This window comes from Niallia sp. FSL K6-0212, from assembly GCF_038007605.1.
Lineage (GTDB): Bacteria > Bacillota > Bacilli > Bacillales > Cytobacillaceae > Niallia > Niallia circulans.
The window spans coordinates 4,394,171-4,406,062 of the sequence record NZ_JBBOXL010000001.1 but is presented as its reverse complement, the minus strand read 5'-3'; the positions used below and the strand labels follow the sequence as shown (position 1 = coordinate 4,406,062).

Here is an 11,892-nt window from a genome sequence, read left to right as displayed (position 1 = left end):
GAGATCTTACTATGCCAGTTAGAGAGAAATTTGAAGCAGGGCTTAAGGAATTGCAAGAGAAACTGACAGAGCTTGGTGAATTTTCGATTCAAGCACTTGAAAGATCGTTAGAAGCACTTGAAACACAAAATATAGAAATGGCTTTAGAAATTATTGATGATGATGTAAAGGCTGATAATTTGTATGAAGAAATAAATGACTTTGCTATTCTATTAATTGCGAAGCAGGCACCTGTAGCAATTGATTTAAGACGTATTATTGTTGGAATTAAGATTGCAACCGATATTGAAAGAATCGCAGATTTTGCCGTTAATATTGCAAAAGCTACTATTCGAATTGGGAATCAAGACTTAGTGAAACCAATCATTCATGTAAAAAAAATGTTAGAGATTACTAATGAAATGCTGCGCTTATCCTTAAATGCTTATAATAAAGAAGACACAAAACTAGCTCGAAAAATCGCGGAGATGGATGATGAGGTAGATGGTTTAAATAAACAAGCGTTTGTGGAGCTTTTAGAAATTAGTAAAAATAAACCTGAGTATTTACAGCAAATTTCGCAATTGACATTTGTTTGTCGTTATTTAGAAAGAGCAGCAGACCATACAACTAATATAGCTGAGAATATTTTCTATTTAGTTAAAGGCAGACAATATGATTGGTAAATAAAAAAAGACCGGAACAAAGGATTTCACCCCAAATATTATACGGAGATACTAACAACATCTCTATAATTTTTGGGGTTTCATTATTTCATAGCTTTTAACTAATTAGTGTGCTTCATTTATACTTAATAGCTAAATATGGATTGTTCGACCTTTTAGATTACTTATTTAAGTATGTTCCAGTTCGTTTATTTCGTAAGAGTTTCGGCAATTTTTTTATGACTCATGTCACTAGTTAAAGGAAAACTGCCAACTTGAATTTTGGTATGGTAGCCATTATCAATTAAGTATGTTTCAAACTCTTCTTGATCTTTGACGATTTTTTCTTTATATAATAACTCAGCAATTTGAGAGATGCTCATACCACTTTTAACTTTTAACGTATAGGCAATGTTCTCATGTTGTTCTTCTTTCGGCTCTTCCTGTTTCTTTTCTTTTGCTGCTGATTTTGCTTGTTCTTGTTTCTTCTCTGCTATTTGCTTTTGTAAATTATTATATTCGTCCTCTGCTAACACAGTAAAACCCTTTTTTTGTAGATAGGATGTTGCTTCAGATACACTAATCGTTGCATGTTCTTGACCTTTATTTTCGAGATAGTAATAAAAACTACCAATAATGCTTGCTGAAAGGAGCATTCCGATGGCAAATGAACGTAAACTATGCTTTTTCATTTAGTTACTTTTCGACCCTTTCCTTTATAATTTGCTGAACTTGAGTGATAGATAAGGAAGATTGATTGGCAATCTGCTCAATCGGTACTCCGCTAGCTGCAAGGGTCCAGACTTGGTTTTTAATAATAGCGTGAATGGGCTGTGGTTTATCCATTTCCATTGCGGATGGGTTTTTTAGGGTAGAAGATGGCTTTAAAGAAAAATCTTCCTCACCGATCATTAACTCTTCTTCTAATAGTTTTAATTTCTTTTTTATTTTGTATAGCTCTTGTACTTGTTGAATGGAAAGCTGATCTATTTCCTCTCGTAAATCTTTAATGGGATCACGAATGAAAAGAGACAGAATAAGAAGGAATAAAGAAACTCCTATAATTACTAACATTACAATTAACATAATTCACCTCAGAATAAAATCTTCATTTCAAATGATATAAATAATAAGAGACCTAAAGAAGAACAAAGCAAGCTAAAGATATTTTATCATTATCTATCGTTAATTCCTATTAAATCAAGATTGTGGATGACAATATTCGAATAGATCTGCGAAACAGTTAAGAATATGTCGTAATTCATCTTGAATTTTTAAAAACATATGTCGAATCGATGTTGTACTAGCTAATGGAAAAATGCAAAAAAAATTTTTTTGCTCTATTACAATAAACGTACGTAAGTTTAAGCATATTCCGACAAAATCTGTTCGTTGTGGCAATGCCCATTCAGTGGTAACATAATAAATATAAATTGCGAACTAAATGGAATCTTGTATGCATATACTAGTAAATTGCGATCATACACCACAGCAATTAAATGACATTGGATAAATAAAATTTAGAAAGAGGTGCAATTTCTATTGATTGAACAAATTGTAAATTTAAGACGTAAAGGACTGTCTTTCCGGAAAATTGCCATCGAACTAAATTCAACTGTAGGAAAAGTACAATACCAATGGAAAAAATATGTGAAGGAACAAGAACATCATGGGAATGCTGGACAAGCCGAGGAGCAAAAGAATGTAATCCAAATGCAAAAGCAGGAATCATATATAACGGAAAGTTTTTGGACAAGCGTGGATTTATTAGCAAAGAAAAATGGGATGGAAGCTTGGTTAACATCGGAAGACACTGCATTAGTATTTTGGAGAATTCCCGAAGGAAAATGGCAGTTAATTTCAACTTATTATGATATTGATCCGGAAACTTGTTCGCTAGCAGTAAAGATTAATGATATAACTAGTATTATCTATAATGGAAGAAATGCGCATAATTCTCGCATTCTGCCTGTTGAAAATAGGCAAGAATCAGTGGTGTTACAAGACTTATCACCCAATAGAAGTTTTTGTTTCGAAATTGGGGTTCTTGATGTGTATCAATCCTTTTTACCGATATTACAGTCAAATCCCTTGCATACACCGAGAACTGCACATAACCAAACAGGCCAATTAGCAAAGGATTTACAGGAGTGGGAGAATGGGGATGTTTCTGTCCCAAATTGGATTGAACACGTAAGCACCTATAGCTATTATGAATTAGAAGAGCAAGAGGATGTGAAAAAGAAATGAATGGTTCCTATTTTCAACTGATTGTAATTAATAAGATTCCTTTTATGAACTATTTTTCAAAAGATAAACAGAAGAAAAAGGAATTATATGCGGAGACTATTAACTTTATCAAGTTTCTTTTCGAAACAGAAAAGAATCAACTTCCATATACCATTCAAATTGTTGTTCCGCCAATTTATCTCGAACAACTTGATGCGCAGTCATTTCGAGAAGAAATAACAGAATTTTTAGAAAAATACTATCCCGATGATGAATTGTATTCTTTCTGGATAGATAAAGAAACAAATCTATTGAAGGTTCTTAAATCGCTTCTCCAAGAAAAGCGGATCGAATTGCTGGCAAGTCCCGCTTCCTTTTCGCCTTTATCAAATGTATCGACAAGTACAGGTATTCAATTACAAATAGAGTTAGGTTTATCCATTATAGATGATTATTTAGACTACCGGCCGACAGGATTTTGGTTTCCAGAAGGAAATTTTTCACCTGGTTTAGATTTATATTTGAAAAAAGAGAACTTTTCTTATAGCTATTTAAACAGTAGGACAATCGATCATAGTGATCCTTTACCGAATGATACAGGTATTGCGGTTGAATCACCACATAATATTGTGTTCTTTCCTGTGGAAGAAAAGCTGTATCAACTTTTTAAAGAGGAGAAAGCAACAAAACAAGTATGGGATAAATGGATCTTAGATTTGCTAGAATCCTATCCTCCATACATAAATGAGTCCATTTTAACTTTCCCAATTGATTTAGCTGATTATGTAAAGATACAAGACGAGTTGAATAAAAGTATTCGTTATTTAAATGATGAAGGCTATATGGTTCATATTACGCCTGAAACATATATAAAGCAATTCAGTCAAGGAATGGATTGTGTCCATCTCTGTGCTTCCTTCTTAGAGCGCAGAGGGAGAGAAGAGGTTGTTAAACATCGTTCTTCCTATGCTGCTTTAGCATTTTTGGAAAGAGAGCTTCATGAATGGAGACAAATTTCTTTACCGCCAGCAACTCATAGAGTACAGAAGCAGATGGAAAAGGAATGGTTGTTATTAAGCGCTCTCCTTTATCAAGATAATAATTGGACAAGTGAAGAAGTAACAAACCATCTAGAAGCGGCAAACAAATTAAACGGTTATTGGAAAGGACCAATCGATAAAGACTGGCTTTCCTTAAGAGAAAGTAAATATCCAATTTTAAATACAACGATACAAATCCATAAACCGGTTCGGTCTCAAAAGAAACCGACAAACAAGAAGAGTGTTTTAATCTTATCTTGGGAGTATCCGCCCAATATAGTTGGTGGTCTTGGTGCTCATGTAGTTGGGTTGACAAATAGCTTAATAAAAAATGGCTATGAAGTTCATCTTGTTACAGCACAAGAGATGAATAAAAATCCCGAAGACGTAGAAGAAAAGGCTGGCTTATTTGTTTATCGGGTCAAGCCAATTTATAGTAAAGATCAAAACTTTATTCACTGGATTGGCGGCTTAAATTTAGCAATGTGGGATAAAGCAATAGAGATAGGAAAGAACACAACATTTGAATTAGTGCAGGCACATGATTGGTTAGTAGGTGCAGCTGCTATTTCTTTAAAGAATCAATTAAATGTTCCTTTAATAGCCACCATACATGCAACAGAGCATGGAAGAAACGGTGGTATCTATACAGAAATGCAGAAATTTATCCATAGGAAAGAAAGCCAGTTAATAGATACAGCTGATTCTTTAATTGTGTGCAGCGAATATATGCAGAATGAGTTAATGACAATTTTTGAAGTAGAACAAACGAAAATTAATATCATTCCCAATGGAGTAGAAATCTTGAAGAAGGAAGCTATATCGGCTGCTCCGGTTGAAAATTTTTCAAAGGACAACAAAAAAGTAGTTTTTGCTATGGGGAGATTGGTAAAAGAAAAAGGCTTTGGAACTTTATTAGAAGCAGCAAGAAAGTTGCATAAAAAGCGAAATGATCTATGTTTCGTTCTTGCTGGAGTCGGTCCGATGTATGATGAATATCAACAATTTATTGAAAGACATCAATTAGCAGAAAGTGTTCACTTAATAGGGTATTTGCAGGAAGAACAGAAGAATGCACACTATGCACTAGCAGATATAGTTGTTATACCGAGTTCCTATGAGCCTTTTGGAATCGTAGCATTAGAATCCCTTGTTTTCGCTATTCCAACAATTGTATCCCAGACAGGCGGCTTAAAAGGAATCATTAAGGATAGAGAGACAGGACTATATATGGAGCCAAATAATGCAGAAAACTTAGTAAAGAATATCGAGTATTTAGTAGAAAATCCAGCCGTGGGTAAAGAAATTGGTAAGAAAGGGCAAATATTAGTTAGCCAGCTTTTTAGCTGGAATCGAATTGGCGAAGAGACAAAAAGAATTTTTGATGAATTGATTGTACAGGCAAAGGTGAAGGAATCCATATCTAATTAAAAATATTAGAGTAGGTGAAGGAAGAATGAAAATTGAGGCCGATTTACAAAAAGACTATCAAAGTGTTCAAAGAAAGTTATTAGTAAAAAAAATAACGACAACTCCTGGAATCTGGGTTGATGGAAAAACGTATTGGATTCAAAATGGTTATGAAAAATTAATACCAGAACATTCTATTTCCGTTCATGTAAAACAAATACACAAGCACTCAAAAATTCAATATAATGAGATTTTTGTCAGAAATCACTCTCAAGAACCGAAAAAAATGAAAGTTTTAGTTTTGAATTATTTTCCAAAAGCATTTCATAATCATCTTTCTTTTGTATCACCTACGGAAAACGTCATCTATCATTCCATTGAGGAACAGCTATATTTAGTAAATGGAGAACATAATTCAAGCTGCATGGAACAGAGAACCGTACAACCTCTGTGGAATGTGCATACTGATCATATTTGGAGCAATAATCAAAATGGTACCCTCAAATATCAGCCTATGGCAAAAGGCTCCAGTGTAAGTATTTTTTCTTTAAATATGGAGGTAATGCCTCAATCAATTGGTATTAGTCGGGCTTGGTCCATTATGGGGACAGAAAAAAAGGATATTTTAGATATGAATCATATTCTAATGAAAACAAGTACTAGCATTTCCTAACAAAAGATGTTATCATATAAAAGTCGTATGCACGAACTAGCAACCTATAGTTTGGAGGGAAATAAACATGCGTGTAAACATTACGTTAGCTTGCACTGAATGTGGTGATCGTAACTACATTTCTAAAAAAAATAAACGAAATAATCCAGATCGTCTTGAGCTAAAAAAATATTGCTCAAGAGAAAAACGTACTACAGTTCATCGTGAAACAAAATAAGCAGAAGGGGGATATCCCTTCTGTTTTTTTCATATTTATAACGAAAATGTAAGGAAGGTGTACATAAAATGCAGGAAAAAAAACAATTCCGATCAGATATGATAAAACTACTCCAATCAATCAATAAACCACAATATGAGCATATGTCCTACCAAATAGCTTCCCAATTATATAATGATGCTTCCTTTATTTCTGCTAGTCATATAGGGATTACCATTTCCAAATTTCCTGAGGTGGATACATACCAAATTATTCGTACAGCTTGGCAATTAGGTAAAAAAGTAAGTGTTCCCAAGTGCATCCCTGCATCTAGACAAATGATTTTTCGCGAATTAGAGCAATTTAATCAACTTGAATCGGTTTATAGTAACCTGTTTGAACCAGTTATAGAAAAAACGAAACCAACAGATTCTAAACTAATTGATTTACTTCTTGTTCCTGGATTAGCTTTTTCGCCAAAAGGATATAGATTAGGATTTGGGGGCGGTTATTATGACCGCTTTTTGCAAAATTATGATGGACAAACAATATCACTAGCATTTTCTATGCAAATACAGCAGCAAATTCCCGTTGAGAATCATGATTTAGCTGTTCAGAAAATAATTACAAATGAAGGAATTATTTACGCAAATGAGTAGTATGATGTATGCAGTAGTCATTTTATTTGTCTCTTATTTGGCATATAAACGCAGATCATTAACGATGAGTGGCGCAATTGCGGCTTTTTTTGTTGGGAGCGGAATTGCGCTAGGGTTTGGCTCTAAAGGATTAGTAGTTCTAGGAGTATTTTTTGTTTCTTCTAGTATGCTTTCAAAATATAAAAGCAAAACTAAACAGGCGATGGAGGACAAAACCAAAAAAGGGTCACAACGAGATGCATGGCAAGTTATGGCAAATGGAGGTTTTGCAGCAATTGTTGGTATCATCTATTATTTTGCAAAAGAATCAGTTTGGATTAGTGTATTCGCCATACTTCTTGCAGCTGCCAACTCGGATACATGGGCATCAGAGATTGGATCCTTAAGCAAGAAAAAGCCAATCTCTGTTCGAACGTTTAAACAAGCGGCCACTGGAACATCTGGAGCAGTCAGTGTCCTAGGAACAATTGCTGCATTTGCTGGATCACTCTTAATAGCGTTAACAGCAAATTTCTTATTTGCTTTGGAGTTTGGTAGTTTTTTTGTCATCCTTGTATTTGGATTCTTAGGTAATATCGTGGATACTCTTTTAGGTGCCTTTGTACAAGTGGAATATATATGTCCTGTTTGTGGTCGAATAGTTGAATCAAAAGTAGAATGTCACACTAACTTAGTGAAAATAAAGGGTTTTGCACTTTTTAATAATGATATGGTAAATGTTCTTTCCGGCTTCTTAGCTGCGTTGATATATATACTTTTCTTTTTGTAATAATTTTAATCACGTCAATACATTAACATTTTCATTCGTTTACACGGATAAAAAATAATATTATTACCAAACTAGTTAGTAGGAGGGATTTCAAAAATGTCAAAAGTATTCTCCATTTTACTAATTGTTTTAGGTGGATATTATTTATTTCAAAAACGGTATCGTGTCATTAATACGGTATTAAGAAGTCCATTTATTCGTAAATATGCAGTTAGAATATTAATGAATATTCCAAGTGTAAAAAGAATGACAATGAACTCTGTTTTTGGACGATCGCAAAATACGATTTATCAATGAATAAAAAAGAACAGATGCGACGGAAAATAGCGTTTAAATGAGCTGGGAATAAGTAGCCTGCACAAAAATAAGGCCGAACAATTACAAGAAGTAACGTAATTGTTTGGCTTATTGGCTTCTAAAAGTGTAAGGGACAGCTACTGTAAGCTTGAATACACAAGTCATGTTAATCCTATGCTCTGCTTTTAGACTGCCGAAACTCAGCTGTCTTGCTAATCTATGCCAAGGTGTACATTTAGTATTACAAGGATATCTTCTTGAACTGTTAAAGTGGTGGATTGTCTTTGTCTAGTCCTACAAGAATCCAACCTTCCTTTGATGGTCCATAAACTCCAAATGGTTTGACTCTTGCTGCATCAGAATTGTAACTTGTTGTCCACGGTGATGAACAATATGCTTAATGAGCCCCATTAAAATTTGAGCATTTGTTTCTTCTCTGCCAAAGGCTGATTGCACTTCCTTCAAGGATTCGTCTGTCCATTGTTCTTCTATCACTTTGATTGCAGTAGAACTGAGAAGTTTAAATGTATCGGTTATTTCTTTAGCTGCAGCAGGAATATTTTTTGCATTATCTAGTTCATTTATTTTCTGCCCGAATTTGAGCTAAATATTCCGGTCTTCCTAATGTACGACCTTCAGGGGAGACTTTTTGCTGTAAAGAATCATCGGTTAAACCTTCTAAAATCTTTTGAGTCAGCTCTCTGCCTCCCGCTTCCATTCTCTAATAAAATCTGCAATCGTTACATACATATTATAAAAGACCTCATAGTTAAATTTTAAAGATTTTTATTTGATACAGTAAGACTTTCCGCTTTTTGTATACGGTAATTGGTTGATATCCTTTGACATAGTGCTAAATAATTGCTATCTTAATATCTATTCGAACGTTCGTTCTCAAATGGATAATATCAAGATTTTGTTCATATATCAAATATCTTTAATTGGATTTTTTGAAAATATGATAAATAGATCCCAAAAAGGGAGAAGGTATACACAGAGTGTCCGCAACATAATGGTACCAATTGGTTACTTTGTTCTATCCTTTTTTCCTTTTACCAAATGTGTTTTTAATCTTTTTAAAAAGGTAATAACAAATAATAACGTTCATATCTTCAAGCGATATGCTTGTCGAATGTCACTTTCATTTATAAAATACATAAAATAAGCTAAAATGAAAGATGGATTTTGTGACATTTAAATGAAATGAAGGAAAAAAGAAACATATATAGTGTTGTTACATAGAAATCGTATTTCCTTAAAAAGCAACTATTTTTAAGAACTTGAAGAATATAGTGTCATTACCTTTCAGGATGTTCGGAGAGTAGGGAGAGAACAGATGGAGCTAGAACATTATAAGTATTGGAGAATCATCCATATACTAGTAAATGAATATCAGTATAAAATTATCTACTTATCAGAAGATCAACAAGAAATATGGCTAGAGGCTCAAGAGAATAAATCAAAATCTCCCGTTATTCGCTTATTTCAAATCGATATTAACTGGAGTAATTGGTTAAGCAGGGATATAGAAAGGACAGCGTTAAATGCTGAAAGGATAAGAAGTTCGCTGCATAGTCGTTCCCTTAGGGTGGTGAGCATTTATATATCTGCTTATCCGCCTGTAGATTCATATGAACATATTATCAATCCAGTATTTTTAAGCCCAAATAAAAAAATACAAATTGAAACAGTTCTTCTTGATCGATCCGTCCAAGACTGGGAAATAGGAGAGTATAAAATAGCAGAATTACAAGGTATGCCAGAAACGGAAGCAGAGCGAGAAACGCATATTCAAAAATATAAAGATGCTATCTTTACACGCTTAAGACAAAATGAAAAAGAAGAAAGACAGTTATTTAATTTTGGAAAACCATGTATCACGTATTTTTTCATTGCTATTCAAGTGATTGTATTTTTCTTAATGGAATTAAGTGGCGGAAGTACAAACAGTGAAACGTTAATTAGATGGGGAGCAAAAGTAAATTATTTAATTGCCAATGGGGAATGGTGGCGATTTGTAACACCTGTTTTTTTACATATTGGTATTTTGCATTTACTTATGAATTCCATTGCTCTATATTATGTTGGACCATTAATTGAGCGGATTTTTGGATCGAGCCGATTTATGTTTATTTATTTATTTGCTGGGTTTAGTGGGGTATTTGCTAGTTATTTATTAAGTCCGTCTTTATCGGCTGGTGCAAGCGGCGCGATTTTTGGCTGTTTTGGTGCACTTCTTTATTTTGCGTGGCGCTTTCCCCAGCTATTTTTTCGTGTAATGGGCTGGAATGTCATTATCATCATAATTATCAATCTTATTTTTGGTTTTACTATACAAGGAATCGATAATGCAGGACATATTGGTGGTTTGATAGGCGGCTTCTTAGCCACAGCGATTGTTCATTTTCCAAAGAAAAAAAACTGGAAAATCCAGCTTGGTGCCGCCTTTGTTACTATACTGCTTTTGGGAATAGGTGTCCTTTATTCATTCCATCAAGATGTATTGCAAAGACAAGAACAATCAGCCTATATGCTGATCCATGATTATATCCATGATGAGAAATTTCATCAGGCTGAATTGGCTTTGGAGAAACTGGAACCAAAGAATAATGAAGATTACTACTTTTTACTTTCTTATATTCAACTTAAGAAGAGTAATCTAAATGATGCAGAGAAGAACCTGCAAAAAACAATCGCGATAAATCCAGAATTTCATGAAGCATATTATAATTTAGCGGTTGTAAGTATATATAATAAGAACTTGGAAGAAGCAAGGAAGTATTTACAATCAGCGATAAATTTGGACGAAAACAATTCTAAATATCTTCTATTATGGGATAAAATTAAAGAGTAGATATTTGTTGTCTTAAAACAATTGACTCACCATCTACTGTTGTAAATAAGATAAGAAGATGGTTATCATTAATTAATAATACAGGAATAGAACTACCGATGGGATCAGCAATGGTTCCATCTTCTTTTATAACGCCAAGAAAATAATTTTTATAGAGCCCCTCTGTTAGTTGTCCAATTATTTTTGCGCTTTGTTCTTTTGAAAAGTTCGGGAGAGGTGCATCGTTATAGTTGATTAAGTCTGTAAGTAATAGTTTTGTATGATATTGCTCAGGTGAAATATGGAATTTTTTTAATACTTGAAGATAAGCATACTCTACATTGTTTAATGCTTCTTTCTCTAAGGTCTTTGCCCAATCCTTTTCTGTTAAGTTGCTGGCAGTATGAAAAGTTAGGGGAGCATTTTCAAACTTGGAGTTAATAATATATAAGTTGTCCGTGGAAGTTTTTTGTGAACTGAAAATTCTTTCACTACTATCGTGTATTTCCGCATAATGAAAAGTTATTGCTTGTAAAAAGTTACTTTCTCTTTCCACGATTGTTTTTTTTCCTGAAAGCTCCAAAGTGTTTTGTTTCCATTCTCCCATTGTGTTTATTAGTTTTCCATTTGCATACAATAAGCTCATATCCTGCCGTAAATATGCGACCTTATTAATGGATGAATGGCTCTCCCAAAGAATACTGTATTCATCAAATCTTTTTTTACTAAAAGTAAGAGTTGTGTTTGCTTTCGGAAAAGTGACAGTAGGATCAATCGGAAAATAGGTGATACTCTCCTTAGCAATCTGCTTTTGTTGAAAAATATAGAAAATAGAAATAAGGATAATAAGAGAAAGACTTAAACGAATAAAATCTTTTTTCATTATTTTCACCGCTCCATGTTAAGTATGCTCAAAATATGAGCCTGTCTCATCTATACTTCTTTAAATATATGTATGGAAAAGAAAATTATGATAAAAGAAGAAAGAGGTGGGAATATCTTTTGTTTTCTAGCTTTAAACATATATTTACTTTCCTAATAAGGGAAAAGAATCTGCTGTTGAGGAAACAGTCCGTATCCTTTATACTTAATTTGAAAACGATTAATTTATCACTTTATGCAAACCTTTGCAGTGGATAGAA

Annotated in this window: 12 protein-coding genes and 1 pseudogene; 9 read left to right on the top strand and 4 right to left on the bottom strand. The window is 33.6% G+C overall.

What is annotated here, in order from left to right; translation table 11 throughout:
• Positions 1 to 11: 11 nt before the first annotated feature.
• Positions 12 to 665, top strand: a complete 654-nt coding sequence (gene phoU / locus MHH96_RS21285) for a phosphate signaling complex protein PhoU (protein WP_047941263.1) — start codon at positions 12 to 14, stop codon at positions 663 to 665.
• A gap of 188 nt (positions 666 to 853) precedes the next feature.
• On the opposite strand, the gene MHH96_RS21280 is transcribed toward phoU, so the two are convergent.
• Entirely contained in the window at positions 854 to 1,336 is a 483-nt protein-coding gene (locus MHH96_RS21280; protein WP_047941262.1) for an endolytic transglycosylase MltG, read from the bottom strand.
• A 4-nt stretch (positions 1,337 to 1,340) separates the two neighbouring features.
• Entirely contained in the window at positions 1,341 to 1,730 is a 390-nt protein-coding gene (locus tag MHH96_RS21275; protein WP_144545182.1) for a hypothetical protein, read from the bottom strand.
• A gap of 456 nt (positions 1,731 to 2,186) precedes the next feature.
• On the opposite strand from MHH96_RS21275, the gene MHH96_RS21270 reads away from it, so the two are divergent.
• The 7 genes from MHH96_RS21270 (at position 2,187) to MHH96_RS21240 (ending at position 7,917) form a co-directional block, all read left to right on the top strand.
• Positions 2,187 to 2,894 carry a DUF4912 domain-containing protein gene (locus MHH96_RS21270; RefSeq protein ID WP_095258964.1) on the top strand — a complete coding sequence of 236 codons (708 nt, stop codon included), beginning with the start codon at positions 2,187 to 2,189 and terminating at the stop codon, positions 2,892 to 2,894.
• Complete coding sequence (locus MHH96_RS21265) at positions 2,891 to 5,344, top strand: glycosyltransferase (protein WP_095322368.1); 2,454 nt, start codon at positions 2,891 to 2,893, stop codon at positions 5,342 to 5,344. Before MHH96_RS21270 ends, MHH96_RS21265 begins: the two co-directional genes overlap by 4 nt.
• Before the next feature lie 25 nt (positions 5,345 to 5,369).
• On the top strand, positions 5,370 to 5,996 hold the full coding sequence (locus MHH96_RS21260; protein ID WP_095322369.1) for a hypothetical protein: 627 nt from the start codon (positions 5,370 to 5,372) through the stop codon (positions 5,994 to 5,996).
• A 67-nt stretch (positions 5,997 to 6,063) separates the two neighbouring features.
• Complete coding sequence (rpmG, locus tag MHH96_RS21255) at positions 6,064 to 6,213, top strand: 50S ribosomal protein L33 (RefSeq protein ID WP_016204868.1); 150 nt, start codon at positions 6,064 to 6,066, stop codon at positions 6,211 to 6,213.
• A 68-nt stretch (positions 6,214 to 6,281) separates the two neighbouring features.
• Positions 6,282 to 6,851: a 5-formyltetrahydrofolate cyclo-ligase gene (locus MHH96_RS21250; protein ID WP_095322370.1), complete on the top strand. Its 570-nt coding sequence runs from the start codon at positions 6,282 to 6,284 to the stop codon at positions 6,849 to 6,851.
• Positions 6,844 to 7,620: a DUF92 domain-containing protein gene (locus MHH96_RS21245; RefSeq protein ID WP_047941257.1), complete on the top strand. Its 777-nt coding sequence runs from the start codon at positions 6,844 to 6,846 to the stop codon at positions 7,618 to 7,620. Before MHH96_RS21250 ends, MHH96_RS21245 begins: the two co-directional genes overlap by 8 nt.
• Before the next feature lie 96 nt (positions 7,621 to 7,716).
• Complete coding sequence (locus tag MHH96_RS21240) at positions 7,717 to 7,917, top strand: hypothetical protein (protein ID WP_047941256.1); 201 nt, start codon at positions 7,717 to 7,719, stop codon at positions 7,915 to 7,917.
• Positions 7,918 to 8,182: 265 nt separating this feature from the next.
• On the opposite strand, the pseudogene MHH96_RS21235 reads toward MHH96_RS21240, so the two are convergent.
• Positions 8,183 to 8,667, bottom strand: a pseudogene (locus MHH96_RS21235) (DinB family protein).
• 586 nt (positions 8,668 to 9,253) lie between these two features.
• Between MHH96_RS21235 and MHH96_RS21230 the strand changes: the two are divergent.
• On the top strand, positions 9,254 to 10,771 hold the full coding sequence (locus tag MHH96_RS21230; protein ID WP_341117983.1) for a rhomboid family intramembrane serine protease: 1,518 nt from the start codon (positions 9,254 to 9,256) through the stop codon (positions 10,769 to 10,771).
• Here the strand turns inward: MHH96_RS21230 and MHH96_RS21225 are convergent.
• Complete coding sequence (locus MHH96_RS21225) at positions 10,761 to 11,633, bottom strand: hypothetical protein (RefSeq protein ID WP_095322372.1); 873 nt, start codon at positions 11,631 to 11,633, stop codon at positions 10,761 to 10,763. The genes MHH96_RS21230 and MHH96_RS21225 overlap by 11 nt on opposite strands.
• Positions 11,634 to 11,892 lie beyond the last annotated feature (259 nt).